Source organism: Pseudoflavonifractor phocaeensis, assembly GCF_016901735.1.
Taxonomy (GTDB): Bacteria; Bacillota; Clostridia; order Oscillospirales; family Oscillospiraceae; genus Pseudoflavonifractor_A.
In genome coordinates this window covers 1-15,687 of sequence record NZ_JACLZC010000070.1, presented here as the reverse complement: position 1 = coordinate 15,687, position 15,687 = coordinate 1, and the positions used below count along the sequence as shown (strand labels likewise).

At 63.3% G+C, this 15,687-nt stretch carries 15 protein-coding genes; 2 read left to right on the top strand and 13 right to left on the bottom strand.

Features of this window, described 5'->3' with window-relative positions; all coding sequences use genetic code 11:
* Positions 1-378: glycoside hydrolase family 3 N-terminal domain-containing protein (locus H7U37_RS12655; protein WP_272873487.1), on the top strand; the 378-nt coding region annotated here is incomplete at its 5' end.
* A 100-nt stretch (positions 379-478) separates the two neighbouring features.
* On the opposite strand, the gene H7U37_RS12650 is transcribed toward H7U37_RS12655, so the two are convergent.
* The 9 genes from H7U37_RS12650 to murI all read right to left on the bottom strand — a co-directional run bounded on the left by H7U37_RS12650 (position 479) and on the right by murI (position 11,309).
* Complete coding sequence (locus tag H7U37_RS12650; protein WP_204876206.1) at positions 479-2,140, bottom strand: ankyrin repeat domain-containing protein; 1,662 nt, start codon at positions 2,138-2,140, stop codon at positions 479-481.
* Positions 2,141-2,321: 181 nt separating this feature from the next.
* The gene (gene groL / locus H7U37_RS12645) at positions 2,322-3,950 is read right to left on the bottom strand and encodes a chaperonin GroEL (protein ID WP_204876205.1); all 1,629 of its coding nucleotides are present in this window, start codon (positions 3,948-3,950) and stop codon (positions 2,322-2,324) included.
* Positions 3,951-4,002: 52 nt separating this feature from the next.
* Complete coding sequence (locus H7U37_RS12640; protein ID WP_204876203.1) at positions 4,003-4,287, bottom strand: co-chaperone GroES; 285 nt, start codon at positions 4,285-4,287, stop codon at positions 4,003-4,005.
* A 169-nt stretch (positions 4,288-4,456) separates the two neighbouring features.
* Positions 4,457-5,398 carry a diacylglycerol/lipid kinase family protein gene (locus H7U37_RS12635; RefSeq protein ID WP_338049832.1) on the bottom strand — a complete coding sequence of 314 codons (942 nt, stop codon included), beginning with the start codon at positions 5,396-5,398 and terminating at the stop codon, positions 4,457-4,459.
* Between the two features lie 21 nt (positions 5,399-5,419).
* Positions 5,420-6,538, bottom strand: coding sequence for a WG repeat-containing protein (locus H7U37_RS12630; protein WP_204876201.1), 1,119 nt, complete (start codon positions 6,536-6,538; stop codon positions 5,420-5,422).
* A gap of 1 nt (position 6,539) precedes the next feature.
* Positions 6,540-7,679: a THUMP domain-containing class I SAM-dependent RNA methyltransferase gene (locus tag H7U37_RS12625; protein ID WP_204876195.1), complete on the bottom strand. Its 1,140-nt coding sequence runs from the start codon at positions 7,677-7,679 to the stop codon at positions 6,540-6,542.
* A 466-nt stretch (positions 7,680-8,145) separates the two neighbouring features.
* On the bottom strand, positions 8,146-9,897 hold the full coding sequence (argS, locus tag H7U37_RS12620; RefSeq protein ID WP_204876193.1) for an arginine--tRNA ligase: 1,752 nt from the start codon (positions 9,895-9,897) through the stop codon (positions 8,146-8,148).
* Between the two features lie 26 nt (positions 9,898-9,923).
* A complete protein-coding gene (locus H7U37_RS12615) occupies positions 9,924-10,379 on the bottom strand; it encodes a YwiB family protein (protein WP_204876191.1) in 456 nt (151 codons plus the stop codon).
* 78 nt (positions 10,380-10,457) lie between these two features.
* Positions 10,458-11,309, bottom strand: a complete 852-nt coding sequence (gene murI / locus H7U37_RS12610) for a glutamate racemase (protein ID WP_204876189.1) — start codon at positions 11,307-11,309, stop codon at positions 10,458-10,460.
* A gap of 212 nt (positions 11,310-11,521) precedes the next feature.
* On the opposite strand from murI, the gene H7U37_RS12605 reads away from it, so the two are divergent.
* Positions 11,522-11,953: a hypothetical protein gene (locus H7U37_RS12605; RefSeq protein ID WP_204876187.1), complete on the top strand. Its 432-nt coding sequence runs from the start codon at positions 11,522-11,524 to the stop codon at positions 11,951-11,953.
* A 66-nt stretch (positions 11,954-12,019) separates the two neighbouring features.
* On the opposite strand, the gene H7U37_RS12600 is transcribed toward H7U37_RS12605, so the two are convergent.
* From H7U37_RS12600 to H7U37_RS12585, 4 genes are all read right to left on the bottom strand, one after another.
* Positions 12,020-13,237, bottom strand: coding sequence for an L-lactate MFS transporter (locus H7U37_RS12600; RefSeq protein ID WP_204876185.1), 1,218 nt, complete (start codon positions 13,235-13,237; stop codon positions 12,020-12,022).
* Between the two features lie 48 nt (positions 13,238-13,285).
* Positions 13,286-14,587 carry an acetyl-CoA hydrolase/transferase family protein gene (locus tag H7U37_RS12595; RefSeq protein WP_204876183.1) on the bottom strand — a complete coding sequence of 434 codons (1,302 nt, stop codon included), beginning with the start codon at positions 14,585-14,587 and terminating at the stop codon, positions 13,286-13,288.
* Positions 14,588-14,832: 245 nt separating this feature from the next.
* Positions 14,833-15,231: an ATP synthase F1 subunit epsilon gene (atpC, locus tag H7U37_RS12590; RefSeq protein ID WP_204876181.1), complete on the bottom strand. Its 399-nt coding sequence runs from the start codon at positions 15,229-15,231 to the stop codon at positions 14,833-14,835.
* Position 15,232: 1 nt separating this feature from the next.
* A partial coding sequence (locus H7U37_RS12585) for an ATP synthase beta subunit C-terminal domain-containing protein (RefSeq protein ID WP_477742899.1) occupies positions 15,233-15,687 on the bottom strand: 455 nt, incomplete at its 5' end.

Here is a 15,687-nt window from a genome sequence, read left to right as displayed (position 1 = left end):
CACTACAACCTGCTGACCGAGATCCTGAGAAACGAGTGGGGCTTTGACGGCTTCGTCATGACCGACTGGTACTCCATCGGTGCTGTCTACGGACAGAACGCCGGTCAGAACGTCCAGGGTTGGCTGAACTACGCCGGCAACGACTGTGAGATGCCCGGCGGCAACGTGAGCCTGGTTCTGGATGCGCTGGCTGACGACAGCAGCGTGATGCGCCTGGGCGACCTGCAGCGGTCCGCCATGGCCATGCTGAACGTCATCCAGTACACCCAGGCTTTTGAGCTGACCCTGAACAAGATCATCCTCAACAGCAATGACGCCGATCAGGTGGCCGCTGCCTGGAACGCCAAGCAGGTTCTGGCTGAGGCGAAGGCCGGCTGATAACAGTTTACCCCCTCTATCACATATACCCCTAGCGGAAGCCGCCGGGTATCCAGATGGATACCCGGCGGCTTCTTTTCCTGCGGACTTTTATCTTGTGTTACGGCGCGGCCTCTGCGCCGGCGTCGATGAGAAATTGCACAATACGGCGGCTTTGCCCTTGCTCCGCCGCCTCCATGGGCACACCGTTGGGGTCCGCGCCCCACGCCAGCAAAAGCTGCACCAGCTCTAAACGCCCGTCACGGACGGCTTCAGTGAGCGGCGTCTGACTTTCGCTGCCGTCCTCATAATGCGCCCGGCTGTCCGGTGGGACGCCCTGCCGCAGCAGGTATTCCTCCACCTGGGTGTGGTGCTTGATGACCGCGGCCCGCAGATATCCACCCTCCGCGTCCAGGGAGGCCCCGTGGTTTTGCAGGTAGGTGACGATGGAGAGATTTCCGTGCAGACAGGCGGTTTCCATGGCGGAATCGATCCCTTCCGGCAGGTAGGAGGGGTCCGCCCCCGCCGTCTCACACAAATAGCGGATGCTGTCCATAGCGTCGGCGACGATGGCCTGGTTCAGGGCCTGGGCCAGAGACAGGGCGTTGGTGGGATAGCCCGCCTCTGAAAGGAGGCGCAAAACGTCCGGGTTTCCCACGCTCTCGGCCAGCAGATTGTCAAAGATTTCCCAGGGGCGTCCGTCCTCAGATTGCGGCATCGCGTCCTGGAGCGCGCCCCGCTCCAAAAAGAAGGCGGTCATATCCGCCAGTCCCTGCTGGGCGGCGTAGATCAGCCCGTCGGCTTCGGAATATCCCGTCTCCTCCAGCAGCCAGAGGGCGGTGTCTGCCTGACCGTTTTGCAGAGCAAGTTCCACATACCGCCAGCCGTCATCGCTGGTTTCTCCGTCTTTCCAGGTGGTAAAGGAAAATCCCGCCGCTTGGACGGCCAAAACGCTCTCCAAATCACAATAGGCCACGGCCAGCTGGGCCAGCATGGCCAGATCTTCCGCCGGACAGTTGGCGGCTCCGGCGGTGACCGCGCCGCAGCTGCTCTGGGCGGCGTCGATCAGCAGGGGGGAGAAGCCCTCCGCCCGAACCTCTGAGGGATATGCCGCAAGCATGGTCTTTGCCACGGCCGCCCGGTGGGAGAGAAAGAAATCCGTGCGCGGGGCGGTGAAGGCCAGGGTCAGCGTCTGTTGGGTAGGGACGGCCCCGTATTCCATCAGCAGGGAGACGGCGTCCGGGCCGCCCCGCTGCACCGCGTAGTCCAAAGCGGTCATTCCGGCCTGGTCGGTCCGGGTCACGTCGGCGCCATGGGACAAAAGCTGGGCTAAAAATTGGTCCGCGGCCATATAGCCCCTGCCGTCCGCCCCGCAGCAGAGCATGGCCAGCGTCCGGCCGGTTTCGTCGGTCTCGTTGGGGTCGGCCCCCTGCTCCAACAGATAGGTGATAAAATCCACATTGGTGCAGTTCCCGTACAGGTCATAGCCGATTTCCCCCTCGCCCGTCAGCAGCCAGCGAAGAGGGGAGTCCGTACCGACGGGCCAGGCGGCTTTGAGGGTATTGACGTCGGCCCCGTCCTCTACCGCCTCCCGCATCCCCTCGTAGTTGAAGGCGCTGAGGGAGGAAAAAAGCCGTTGGTCCGCCTCGGTGCCGGTGACCTGTTCCATGCCCTGCTCCAGGAGGCTCTGCCCCAGGGAGATGCTGTCCCGGCAGCCGCCCAGCAGGGGAACCAAGAGGACGGCCGTGAATAGGGCCTGCCAACGGCGCAGTCCGGCTGTCATAGTATCGCCTCTCTTCTGTTCCAAATAATTGGGGTGGTTCCATTATACGCCTCTGCCGGCCCGGTGACAAGAAAGGGGAGAGGCCGCCCTGCCGGTCCGGACAGAAGAAAACATCCCCGACGCCCACAGGAACGGGAGCGTCGGGGATGTTATGGGTCATTTCTTCAGACGAGCGGGGGGCTTAGTACATACCGCCCATGTCGCCGCCGGCGGGAGCCATGGGAGCGGGGGGCTCGGGCTTGTCGGCCACCAGGGACTCGGTGGTCAGCAGGGTGGCGGCGATGGAAGCGGCGTTCTCCAGGGCGGAGCGGGTGACCTTGGTGGGGTCCACGATACCGGCGGAGATCATGTCGCAGTAGGTCTCGTTGTAGGCGTCGAAGCCATAGCCCACCTTGTTGGCCTCGCGGAGCTTCTCCAGCACCACGGAGCCGTCAATGCCGGCGTTGGCGGCGATCTGCTTGACGGGAGCGGTCAGAGCAGTGGCGATGATGCGCACGCCGGTCTTTTCGTCGCCCTCCACCTCGGTGAGGAGCTTCTCCACGGCGGCCACGGCGTTCACATAGGCGGTACCGCCGCCGGCCACGATGCCTTCCTCCACGGCGGCGCGGGTAGCGTTGAGGGCGTCCTCGATGCGGAGCTTCTTCTCCTTCATCTCCACCTCGGTGGCGGCGCCCACGCGGATGATGGCCACACCGCCGGCCAGCTTGGCCAGGCGCTCCTGCAGCTTCTCCTTGTCATAATCGCTGGTGGTCACCTCGATCTGGCTGCGGATCTGAGCCACGCGGTTCTTGATCTCGGTGGTGTCGCCGGCGCCGTCGATGATGATGGTGTTCTCCTTGGAGACCTTCACCTGGCGGGCGGTGCCCAGCTGAGCCATGGTGGCCTCCTTCAGCTCCAGACCGATCTCCTCGGAGATGACGGTGCCGCCGGTGAGGATGGCGATATCCTGGAGCATCTCCTTGCGGCGGTCGCCGAAGCCGGGGGCCTTGACGCACACCACGTTCAGGGTGCCGCGGAGCTTGTTGACGATGAGGGTGTTCAGGGCGTCGCCCTCCACGTCCTCAGCGATGACCAGCAGCTTCTTGCCGGACTGCACCACCTGCTCCAGCACGGGGAGCAGCTCCTGGATGTTGGAGATCTTCTTATCGGTGATGAGGATGAGGGCGTCGTCCAGAACGGCCTCCATCTTCTCGGTATCGGTGACCATGTAGGGGGTGATATAGCCCCGGTCGAACTGCATGCCTTCCACGACCTCGGAGTAGGTCTCGGCGGTCTTGGACTCCTCCACGGTGATGACGCCGTCGTTGGACACCTTCTCCATGGCCTCAGCGATGAGCTTGCCGATCTGGTCGTCGCCGGAGGAGACGGCGCCTACGCGGGCGATGTCGGCGGTACCGTTGACGGGCTGGGAGTTGGCCTTGATGGCCTCGATGGCGGCGGCGGTGGCCTTGGCGATGCCCTTCTTCATGACCATGGGGTTGGCGCCGGCGGCCAGGTTCTTGAGACCCTCGCGGATGATGGCCTGGGCCAGCAGGGTGGCGGTGGTGGTACCGTCGCCGGCCACGTCGTTGGTCTTGGTGGCCACTTCCTTGACGAGCTGGGCGCCCATGTTCTCAAAGGGGTCCTCCAGCTCGATCTCCTTGGCGATGGTCACGCCGTCGTTGGTAATGAGGGGCGCGCCGAACTTCTTGCCCAGCACGACGTTGCGGCCCTTGGGGCCCATGGTGATCTTCACGGTATCGGCCAGCTGATTGACGCCGCGCTCCAGAGCGTGACGGGCATCCTCACCGTAGCTGATAATCTTGGACATAGTAGATTTACCTCCAATTATTCGCAGTCATACTCTCGCAAGAGAGAAACATTTACTCGACAATGGCCAGAATGTCACTCTGGCGGACGATGGTATACGCTTCGCCGTCGATCTTAACCTCGGTGCCGGAGTACTTGCTGGTGATGACCTTATCGCCGGGCTTCACGGTCATGACGACTTCCTTGCCGTCCACCATGCCGCCGGGGCCCACCTCGATGACCTGGGCCACTTCGGGCTTCTCCTTGGCCGAACCGGTGAGGATGATACCGCTCTTGGTCTTTTCCTCTGCCTCTACCATCTTGATGACCACACGATCTGCAAGCGGCTTGAGTTTCATAGCTTGGTTCCTCCTTATGTCAATCTATACTTGTTCTCTATGGGTGTTAGCACTCTTTTTATCTGAGTGCTAACTTCGAGTATGATGATAACTCTATTTGCCAAAAAAATCAACCCCCAATTTTGAAAAAAGGGGGCTGATTTTCGAAAAATTCATCTTCTGTTCACAATCATAGGCTGGGAGTGCCAGGATTCGGGGCATAGTCCAGCCCCTCGGGGAAAAAGAACCGGAGCTTTTTGGGGGAGAGGCAGAGGGTAAAGGCGTGGGCGCGCATGACCTCGCCGTCCACCACCGCCACCAGCTCCTCCTGGGCGGAGAAGGTGACCGACTGGCCGTGGTACGCCTGGATGTACTGGGGATAGCGGCGGTATTCTCCTTTGCCGTAGGCCCCCACCAGGCGCAGGAAGGTGAGACGGCCCACCTTGGGCACCAGGAGCATATCCAGGACGCCGTCGTCGGGCATGGCGTCTGGAACGGGCATGAAGCCGCCGCCGTAATGCCGCCCGTTGCAAATACATAAAATGGCGGTCTCGCCCTCATACCAAAGGCCCTCCGGAGTTTCCACCCGCATGGGGCGGTTGATCCCACGGAACAGGACGTTGTCCAGCAGGGCCAGGATATAAGCGCCGATGCCCCGGACCATGGGGATATGTTTGAAGCGGTGGACGTCGGCTGCCACCCGGGCGTCCACGCCGGCGCAGACAATGTCCAGCCCCAGACGTCCGTTGCAGTCCATCACGTCAAAAAGGACCTCGCGGCCGGCGGACAGAGCGGTCAGGTCACGGAAGCGCTGCCGGGCCTGGGGACCGAAGAGCTTTAGAAAGTCGTTGCCCGTGCCCACCGGCACGTTGGTGACCGCCACATGGTCCAGTCCCGCCGCAGCGTTGACCACATCGTTGAGGGTGCCGTCTCCGCCGCAGGCATAGATCCGCAGCGGGTCGCCGGCGGCGGACTCCTCCCGGGCGATGCGCTCGGCGTCCCCCCGCTTTTGAGTAAGGCGGACGGCGGTGTCCAGAGGCAAGCGCCGGATCTCTTCCATCAGCGCCTGGGCAGCCTGTCCGTTCTTTCCGGCGGAGGGGTTGAGAATAAATAAGTGTCGGATAGGAGACACCTCACAATCACACAAAATCCCTCAGAAGAGGGTGACGCGCTGTTCCGCCCGGGCCATGCGGGAGACGATGGCTGCCGCCTCCCCACGGGTGAGGGTATCGTTGGGCCGGAAGGTACACTTGCTGTCGCTGCCGATCAGCACCCCCTTGGCGTAGAGGGAGAAAATGGCGTCGGCGGCATAATCGCCGGCCTTTACGTCGGGAATGGCGGCTTTGACCTGGCTGATGTCGTTGCGGTCGGCCATGGACTTGGCCAGGGAGGTGGCGGCAAAGATCTTTGCCATTTCCGCCCGGGTCACCGGGCGCTCATAGTCGGAAAACTCGTTGGCGGAGATGATGCCGCTGGCCTGGCAGTAGTTCACCGCCGGCCGGTACCAAACCGTATCGCTGTGGACCTGGGTGTGGAAGCTGTCGCCGGTCTGGCGGCTCTCCATTTCGGCGGCCAGCTGGAGGGCTTCGGCCACGGTGAGGGTCTGGCCGGGGGCAAAGCGGCTGCCGCCCACGCCCTCCATCAGACCGACATTGCAGGCGATGTCCACCCACACGTCGAACCAATCCCGGGGAGAGACGTCGGAGAAGTTGGGCAGATCGTCTTGGGTGAGGGGGAACCGGGCGGAGGGGATCTGCTTGGAGAGCATCAGATCGGTGATCTGATAGACGGGCAAAAAGGTCTGCTGGGTCCCCCGGGAGAGGATCACCGTGTCCAGACCGCCCATGGTGGCCATGACGATGGAGTCATAGACAAAGTCATAGAGGATCTGGGTGGTGCCGCCCTGACCGTCGGGGAAGGGGAGGAGGCTGACGATCCCCCATCGGGTGCCCAGCTGGGCGATATAGAGACCGGAATAGAGATGATTCAGGGTACCGTAGGCGGGGGAGATCAAAAGGGTGCCGTCGGTGCGGATGATGCCCAGCTTGCCGTTTTCCTCCACCCGGGCCAGGCCCAGGCGGAAGGAGGTGGCGGAGTTGTACCGGATGGGGATGACCAGCTGACGCTGGACGTTGGAATAGCCCCACAGCCCGTTTTCCTCGGTGAGGGCCAGCCCCTCCTGGTAGCCCCAGATTGTGGCGGCGCGGACCGGTCCGGCCAGCAGCGCCAGGCAAAGAAAAAGGGCGGAGATACGCTTACAGCCCTGTTTCATGTCAGCTCCTTTCCCGTTTGGGGCGGTTCTGGTACTGGAAGAGATCGCATTTGATCATGCCGTTGTAGAGCTTGCGGCGCTTGTCGGCGGTGCGGCCGAAGGTGCGTTCAAATTCGGTGTGGGAGGAGAGGACGCTCACTCTCCAGCCGTCGGGCAGGGCCCGGACGGCCTGTCCGAAGGCCCGGTACAGTTCCTCGGCCTCCTGCTTTTCCATGAGCCGCTCGCCGTAAGGGGGATTGGTGACCACCCGGCCGTATGCCTCCGAGCGGGCGAACTTCCGGGCGTCGGCCACCTCAAAGCGGACCAGGTCCTCCACGTCGGCCTTGACGGCGTTGTCCCGGGCCACGGAAACGGCGTGGGGGTCGATGTCGCCCCCCCAGATGTCGTAAGAACCGTCGAATTCCTTGTCCATGGCCTCGCCGGCGGCGTCCAGCCAGGCGGTTTTGGGAAGGAACCCCCATTTTTGGGCGCTGAAGGTACGGTTAAGCCCGGGGGCCCGGTTTTTGGCGATGAGCGCCGCCTCGATGGCGATGGTGCCCGAGCCGCAGAAGGGGTCACAGAAGGGGTCCCGGCCCCGGTAGCGGGAGAGGAGGACCATGGCGGCGGCCAGGGTCTCCCGGAGGGGCGCCGCCACGCCCACGGCACGGTAGCCCCGCTTATGAAGGCCCGCGCCGCTGGTATCCAGCATTACGGTGACCTCGTCCTTCAAAATGGAGAATTGGAGCTGATACAGAGCGCCGGCCTCGGGGAGGGTTTCCAGGCCGTAGACCTTGCCCAGGCGGGCGGCCACGGCCTTTTTCACGATGGACTGGCAGGCGGGCACCGAGTGAAGGGCGGAGTTGAGGGAATAGCCCTTGACGGGGAACGCGCCGTCCCGGGGGATAAAGTCCTCCCAGGGCAGGGCGCGGACGTGCTCAAAGAGGGCGTCAAAATCGGCGGCATAGAAGCGGCCCAGCACCAGCAGCACCCGTTCGCCGGTGCGGAGGTTCAGATTGACCCGGGGGATATCGGCGGGGACGGCGTCGCAAAAGACCCGGCCGTTTTCCGCCCGGACGTTGTTCAGATCCAGGCGGCGCAGTTCGTCGGCGGCAATGCCCTCCAGCCCGAACAGGGTGGGGACGGCAAGCTCCAGCTTTGTCATAAATGATGGCTCCTCATTCTAAAAATACAAAATTCATCTTCATTATAGCTTATCCATGTCACAATGGCAATGTTATTTCCAGCTCCGGTATTGTGTTCCCCAGCGGGGGACGGCCCTGCGCGGGCGGCGCCAGGCCCTTTTCCCGAAAAGGGCCTGGACCAAAAGGGGCAGAAGGGGGGATACCCCCCTTCTGCACTTCCCCCAGGTGCCGCAGCGGCTGTTTTCACGGTGCGTAGGGGGCGATGCCCACATCGCCCCGACATTCCAACCCGTAGGGGCGACCCTTGTGGTCGCCCGCCGACCATTGCCGCGGCATCGAAAAAAGAGACCCCGGACCGTGCGGTCCGGGGCCAGAGAAAAGCGTTCTTTGCCGTCCGGGTTTGCGTAAACTACCGGACGAGCGCTTTATGGAAGCTTTCTTTGCCTACTTTCTTTCTCGAAAGAAAGTAGGGCGAAAGGAAGTAGGTTACATTTTTTCGGGGGCGGAGACGCCGATGAGGTCCAGGCAGTTGGCGATGACGGCGCGGACGGAGTCGGCCAGCTTGAGCCGGGCCTGGAGGACGGGCATTTCCTCGCCGCGGATGTAGCAGGCGTTGTAGAACCGGTGGAAGTCGCCGGCCAGGGCCAGTACATAGCGGTTGATGCGGGAGGGGTCGTAATCCCGGGCAGCGATGCGGATCTCCTCGGGGAGCTGGGCCAGATTCTTGATAAGGGCCTTCTCCTCGTCGGAGACGAGACGGGCGCAGTCCACGGCGGACACGTCGGGCACCGCCACGCCGTCCTCCTCGGCCAGGCGGCGGACCAGGGAGCAGATGCGGGCGTGGGCGTACTGGACGTAGTACACCGGGTTCTCGCTGTCCTCCCGGACGGCCAGGTCCAGGTCGAAGTCCACCGGGCTGGTGGCGGCGCGGGAGTTGAAGAAGTAGCGGGCGGCATCGATGCTCACCTCGTCCAGCAGATCGTGGAGGGCGATGGCCTTGCCGGAGCGCTTGGACATCCGGACGGGCTTGCCGTCCTGGAGGAGATTCACCAGCTGCATGAGCACCACGATGAGGCGGTGGGAGCCGTCCAGACCCAGGCCGTCCAGGGCGGCCTGGAGGCGGGCCACATGTCCGTGGTGGTCGGCGCCCCAGATATTGACCGCCTTGGAGAAGCCCCGCTTTTCCAGCTTGTTGCGGTGGTAGGCGATGTCGGCGGCGAAGTAGGTGTAAAACCCGTTGGCCCGGCGGAGCACGTCGTCCTTCAGATCCAGCTTGTCCACCTGCTCCTGGGTCTTGCCCTCGGCCATATACTTTTTCTTGAGCAGGGCGGTGGTGTCCAGCCACAGGGCGCCCTCTTTCTCATAGGTCCAGCCCTGGTCGGCCAGCATGGAGACGGTCTCCTCCACATAGCCGCTGTTGTGGAGCTCAGACTCGAAGAACCACTGGTCATACTCGATCTGATAGCGGCGGAGGTCGGCCTGCATCTTGGGAATGTTGATTTTCAGGCCGTACTGGGCCATGGCGTCCTGCCAGACGTCCTCGCCGGCGTCCTTGTAGGCCTCGCCGTGGAGGTCGTAGAAGCCCTGGGCCAGTTCCTTGATGTCGTCGCCGTGGTAGCCGTTTTCGGGGAACGCAAAACCGTCCTCGCCCAGAATGAGCTGCATATAGCGGGCGTGGATGGACTCGGCGAACTTGTGGACCTGGTTGCCGGCGTCGTTGACATAGAATTCCTTCCACACGTCGTAGCCGGCGCGGGAGAGGACGTTGGCCAGGGAGTCGCCCAGCACGCCGCCCCGGGCGTTGCCCATGTGCATGGGGCCGGTGGGGTTGGCGGAGACGAACTCCACCATCACCTTTTCGCCCTTGCCCTCGTCGCAGGCGCCGTAGGTCTTGCCCTCGGCCTGGATATCGGCCAGGACCTGGCCGTACCAGCGGCTGCCCAGGAAGAAGTTCAGAAAGCCGGGGCCGGCGATCTCGGCCCGGTCAAAGAAGGAGCCGTCCAGCTCCAGATGGTCCAGAATGGCCTGGGCGATGGCGCGGGGGGCCATGTGGAGGGCCTTGGCGCCGGCCATGGCGAAGGAGGAGGCGTAGTCGCCGTTTTTCGGGTCCTTGGGGATGTCCACGTTGCCGTGGACCTCCACGCCGGCGGGCAGGATACCGGCGGCGGCGGCGCGCTCATAGGCGCTTTGGGTCAGGGCGGAGACCTGCTCCCGTGCGGCTTGGATCAGATTGGACATGGTAAAATCACTCTCTCATTTCACGTTCAGTTTGGTCCGGCGGCGGGCAGGGAGCCAGCCTCCCGGACTTGGATCTCAAAAGTGGTCATCCCGGCCACGCTGTGGTTGAGCTCGATGTCGTAAGCCAGGGAGATGGTGCCGCCCCGGCTGGTCATGTCGGAGCGCATTTTTCGGGTGTTGACCCCCACGGACAGGGTGCCGTAAGGGCTTTCATACATGGACAGATGCCGCCGCCCCTCCTCAAAGACCATCTGGGAGTTGAACTGTCCCAGGCGCAGCAGGGTGATGCGGCCCTTTTCGATCTGGAAGGTGGTAAGGGTACCCTCCATACCGGTGACCTCGCTCTCCTGGTAGCTCAGGTTATAGCTCTGGTCGCCGTCGGGCTCCAGGTGTCCGGCGGTGGTGAGCTCCACCGTCTCAGGCTCCTGATCCTCAAAGGTCTGTACGCTTTTGATGGAGATGATGACGTTGTTTTCGCTCATGGCTCTGGGTCCTCTTTCGGCAGTTTTGCAAGTACGCCTATTATATATGGGAAGCAGGATGCTGTAAACCCCTATTTTCTAGGGCGTGTCGTTGCGGATGCCCAGCCGGTGGTTGAGGATCTCGGCGCCGATCTCCACCTGCTGGACCTGTCCGGTCACGTCCTCCCGGAGGAAGATGGCGGCCAGACGGGAGAAGTCGGCGGTGCTGTCGCTGACGAAGTAGCGGCTCACCCCGGCGGCGCGGTTGGCCAGGGCGTCGGACTGGCGCAGGGTCTGGCAGGTGGCCCGTGCGCCCTCGGCCCCGGCGTTGATGAGGGTGACGTCAGGCCCCATAAACGCGCCGATGACCCGCTCCAGCAGGGGATAGTGGGTGCAGCCCAGCACCAGGGTATCCACGCCGGCGTCCTTGAGGGGGGAGAGATACTCCTTTACCACCGTCTCAATGACGATGTCTCCCGGCTCCACCCGGCCGTTTTCCACCAGAGGCACAAAGAGGGGGCAGGCCTTGGCCATGACCTTGGCGGTGGGGTTGGCGGCGGAGATGACCCGCTCATAAGCGCCGGAGCGGATGGTGGCCTGGGTGCCGATAAGGCCGATGACGCCGCTGCGGGTGGCTTTGGCGGCGGCGCGGGCGGCGGGCTCCACCACACCCAGGACGGGGATGGGGTTTTCCTCCCGCAGCAGGTCCAGGGCGGTGGTGGACACGGTGCCGCAGGCGATGACGATGGCCTTGAGGTCAAAGGTGCGCAGGAAGGCCACATCCTGCCGGGCATATTTGATGATGGTCTCCCGGGAGCGGCTGCCGTAGGGCACCCGGCCGGTGTCGCCGAAGTAGATGATATCCTCGCCGGGGAGCAGGCGCTTGAGCTCCCGCACGGTGGTCAGGCCGCCCACGCCCGAGTCGAATACGCCGATGGGTCTCTGGTCCAAAAGAACGCCTCCATTCTCTCGATGCGGATTGATAGAGCAAAGAATATAATATGCCCATTTGCCTCGGAAAACAAGGATGATTTTCCACAAAAAAGCCGCCGGAGGAAAAAAGACGCCGGGAGAGGGGAAGCGGTTTGACAAGTAGGGGGAAAGCATTATAATATAAAATAAGGAGCAATCCTGGTGTCATGACAGCAAGGAGGTTATGCGAAATGAAGCTGGAGCTGACAAACAAGCAATTCCGGCGTCTGCTGGACATGGCTTATATCGGCAATTGGATCTTGAACGCCACCCGGGGCGACGACCGGTTCAAGGATTACGACGAGGTGGAGAGCCTGCTCTTCGCCAAGGCGCGGGAGGAGGGGATGCCCACCCTGGCGGAGGACTGGAACGGGGAAGTGATTCCCTCCCGGGCCTTCGTGGAGGGCGGGATTCACGAGGCCATTATGGAATATGAGAACAACGTGTTTTTCGACATCCTGGCCGAGGATCTGGCCCGGCGGGATATGGACGACGTCCCCATCAACGAGAGCAATTACGAAGAGCTCAACCGCCGCATCGACGCCTATATCGCCGAGTTCGACGCCCACGGCACCGACAATATCCTGGTGGACAGCGACACCTTTTCCTCTCTCTCTGACTGAGGGAGAAAGCAAGACGGACGGCCAATGGCCGTCCGTCTTGCGCGTTTTTGAGGGGGAGGGAAACGGTTAGAGGGCAGTTTTGGGGGCTTCCGGCGGGCGGGAGAGAAGGGACATGACCACGCCCACAACACACATCCCGCCGATGACCAGGAAGGCCAGGGTATAGCTTCCGCGGAAGGACAGGGAGACCGCCGCGGTCTGGTTGGCGATGAGACCGCCGAAGCCGAAGGCGAGGAATACAAGGGCATAGTTGGTGCTGTAATGGGTGGGACCGAAGTAGTCCAGCACGATGGAGGGATAAGCGCCCATCATGCCGCCGAAGCACACCGCCAATCCGCCGATCCCCAGGGCGATGAGGGCGAACTGCCCCATCATGGGCAGGGCAAGGAGGAGGACGGCGTCGGCGATGTAGAGGATGGTGACCACCCGGGCCGCGCCCAGCCGGTCGGAGGCGGCGCCGCCCAAAAAGCGGCCGCAGGTGTTGGCGATGGAGAGGACGCTGACGATGACGCCGGCCTGGGCGGCAGTGAGTCCCGCCACCTCCTGACTGACGGGGGAGGCGTGGCCGATGATAAAGAGGCCGGCCACGTTGGCAAAGAGGTACATGATGAGCAAAAACCAATACTGCCGGCAGCGCACCATCTGAAGGGAGGTAAAATCCCGGGGCTTTGTCCCGGCGGCGGGTTCCGGCGGGGACCAGTTGGGGGGACGGTAGCCGTCGGGCGCGGCCTTCATCATGGGCGCGCCGATCAACATGCCCGCCAGGGTAATGCCGCCCTGGACCAGGAAGGTGGCGCTGGGACCGATGGCGGCCAGGAGGGCGGTGCAGATGGGGGCAAAGACGATGGAGCCCAGGCCGAAGCCCGCCACGGACAAGCCGGAGATGAGGCCCTTTTTGTCGGGGAACCATTTGACGCAGGTGGCGATGGGCACGCCGTAGATGAAGCCCACGCCGATGCCGCCCAGGACGCCGTAGCCCAGATAGAGGAGGGGCAGGCTGCGGGCAAAGCCGCTGAGCGCCAGCCCGGCGGTGAGGGAGAGGGCGCCGGTGAGGGCGGTCCTGGTGGGACCCAGCCGGGGCAGCAGACGCCCGGCGAAGATCATGACGATGGGGATGATGAAGGTGGCCAGGGAAAAGGTGAGGGTGACGCTGTTCTGGGGCCAGTCATAGGTCTCCACCAGGGGCTTGACATAGAGGCTCCAGCTGTACAGCATCCCGGCGCAGAATTGACAGATCATGCCGCCGGCTACGATACTCCAGCGGTTGGGGGCAGTTTGACGCATATCGTCTCGCTCCTTTCTTCCGTTGGGGCCGCGCCTGTGGTAGGAAGGTTACACGATGAGGTGCATATTTTTGGCTTCCCGGGTCAGTTCCTCCCGGAAGTTGGGGTGGGCGATGGAGATGAGGGCCTTGGCCCGCTGGGAGCAGGTCAGCCCCTTGAGGCGGACCATGCCGTACTCGGTGACCAGATAATCCACGTCGCTGCGGGTGGTGGTGACGCAGGAGCCGGGGGTGAGCATGGGCTTGATCTTGGAGATGGTCCCCTTTTTGGCGGAGGACTGGAAGGCCAGGAAGGACTTGCCCCCCTTGGAGGCGGAAGCGCCCCGGATGAAGTCCACCTGTCCGCCGGCGCCGCTGAAGTTTTTGGGGCCGATGGTTTCGGAGCAGACCTGGCCGAAGAGGTCCACCTCCATGCAGGAGTTGATGGAGATGACGTTGTCGTTCTGGGCGATGACGCGGGGGTCGTTGACGTAGTCCACCGGCAGGAATTCCACCGCCGGGTTGTCGTCCAGGAAGTCATAGGTCTCTCTGGTGCCGAAGGTAAAGGTGACCACCGTCTTGCCCCGGTGGATGTTTTTCCGGTCGTTGGTGATGACGCCGGCCAGGGTGAGCTGGGCGATGGAGTCACAGAACATCTCGCTGTGGACGCCCAGGTCTTTTTTGCCGGTCAGGGCCTGGGCCACGGCGTTGGGGATGCCGCCGATGCCCAGCTGGAGGGTGGCGCCGTCGGGGATTTCCTGGGCGATCATGCCGCCGATGAGGGTGTCGTTCTGGGAGATGGGCGCGGCGGGGACGGTGGTGATGGGGGTGTCGTTTTCCATCAGTGCGGTGACTTCGGTGATGTGGATCTGGCTGCCCAGGGTGCGGGGCATGGTGGGATTGACCTCCAGCAGCAGCTTTTTGGCCTTTTTGCGGATCTCGCTCAGGTCGGCGGCGGTGCCGCAGCTGAAATAGCCGTGCTTGTCCATGGGGGCCACGGTGCAGTAAAAGACGTCCGGCCCCTCCAGCACCTCCCGCCAGAGGACGGGTACCTGACTGTAATGGGAGGGCAGGTAATCGGCCCGGCCTTCCCAGATGGCCTCCCGGTCAAAGCCGCTGACAAAGTGGGAGATATGGCGGATGTGGGGGGCCATTTCCGCCGCCATGTAGCGCTGTTCCCGCATGGGGAGCAGCAGGTAGTGCCGCAGATCCCGCAGATCCTCCGCCTGGGCCCGCTGGGCCAGGGCGTCCAGCATACCCACCGGCTCGGTGATCTGGCCGTTGCTCAGACAGATATCACCGGATTTGAATTCCAGCGCGATCTCCTGGGGGGTGCGCAGTTTTTCCTGATACATCGTGTTCCAGCGATCCATTGCGTGCCTCCTTTCCGGTTGACAGGGTGGAGTGGTTCCTTCGCTGAATAAGGATGCAAATCCCGTGCCAAATCCCTGTCCGGCCGGGCCCTAGGGCGGCGGTCCCCGGGCGGAGGGGGAAGAAAACAGCCGATGCGTTTTTGCATAAAAAAAGGGAGAAGCGCCGGTCAAGCGCTTCTCCCGTCAAGGGTTGCGGGCGATGCTTTTTTGCATCAGTGATGCACCGCCGCCGCGGGGGCGACGGGTCAGCGGCTGCTTTTGAGCCGGGCCATGGCCCGGGCCAGCGCGGCCTTGGAGTGGTAGTATTCCCGGATGCTCTGCTTTTGCCGCAGCCGTTCCTCGGCCCGCTGCCGGGCGGCTTCGGCCCGCTTGCGGTCGATCTCGTCCAGGTGCTCGGCGGTGGCGGCCAGGAGGATCACATAGTCGGGCTTGATCTCGGCAAAGCCCTGACCCACCACGGCCACCTGCCATTCCCCGTCTACCTTGTAGCGCAGCTCTCCCGGCTCCATGGCGGTAACGGTGGGCTCGTGCCCGGCCTCCACGCCCAGCTGGCCGTCCAGCGCCGGCAGGATGAGGGACTCCGCCGGGCCGATGTAGAACTGCCGCTCGGGGGTGATGATCTCCAGATAGAAGGTGGAAGCCATCTTACACCGCCCCCAGCTGTTTGGCCTTCTGGGCCACCTCGTCCACGCTGCCCACCATGCTGAAGGCGGCTTCGGGGTACTGGTCCAGCTCGCCGCCCAGAATGGCCTCGAAGGAGCGGAGGGTGTCCTCCAGCCTGACGTAGCGGCCCTCCAGGCCGGTGAAAGTCTCGGCCACCGAGAGAGGCTGGGAGAAGAACTGCTGGACCCGGCGGGCCCGCTCCACGATGCGCTTGTCGCTCTCGCCCAGCTCCTCCATGCCCAGGATGGCGATGATGTCCTGCAATTCCCGGTAGCGCTGGAGCAGCTCCTGGACGCCCCGGGCCACGGTGTAATGCCGCTGACCCACCACATCGGGCTCCAGGATGCGGGAGGTGGACTCCAGGGGGTCCACGGCGGGATAAATGCCCATCTCCACGATCTTGCGGGAGAGGACGGTGGTGGCGTCCAGGTGGGCGA

Bases quoted from the DNA above. Each gene is read 5' to 3' on its own strand.
- H7U37_RS12605 (WP_204876187.1), top strand. From the start codon at position 11,522: ATGAAGCTGGAGCTGACAAACAAGCAATTCCGGCGTCTGCTGGACATG.
- H7U37_RS12625 (WP_204876195.1), bottom strand. From the start codon at position 7,679: ATGACAAAGCTGGAGCTTGCCGTCCCCACCCTGTTCGGGCTGGAGGGC.
- H7U37_RS12615 (WP_204876191.1), bottom strand. From the start codon at position 10,379: ATGAGCGAAAACAACGTCATCATCTCCATCAAAAGCGTACAGACCTTT.
- atpC (WP_204876181.1), bottom strand. From the start codon at position 15,231: ATGGCTTCCACCTTCTATCTGGAGATCATCACCCCCGAGCGGCAGTTC.
- argS (WP_204876193.1), bottom strand. From the start codon at position 9,897: ATGTCCAATCTGATCCAAGCCGCACGGGAGCAGGTCTCCGCCCTGACC.
- H7U37_RS12630 (WP_204876201.1), bottom strand. From the start codon at position 6,538: ATGAAACAGGGCTGTAAGCGTATCTCCGCCCTTTTTCTTTGCCTGGCG.
- groL (WP_204876205.1), bottom strand. From the start codon at position 3,950: ATGTCCAAGATTATCAGCTACGGTGAGGATGCCCGTCACGCTCTGGAG.
- H7U37_RS12640 (WP_204876203.1), bottom strand. From the start codon at position 4,287: ATGAAACTCAAGCCGCTTGCAGATCGTGTGGTCATCAAGATGGTAGAG.
- H7U37_RS12595 (WP_204876183.1), bottom strand. From the start codon at position 14,587: ATGGATCGCTGGAACACGATGTATCAGGAAAAACTGCGCACCCCCCAG.
- H7U37_RS12650 (WP_204876206.1), bottom strand. From the start codon at position 2,140: ATGACAGCCGGACTGCGCCGTTGGCAGGCCCTATTCACGGCCGTCCTC.
- H7U37_RS12600 (WP_204876185.1), bottom strand. From the start codon at position 13,237: ATGCGTCAAACTGCCCCCAACCGCTGGAGTATCGTAGCCGGCGGCATG.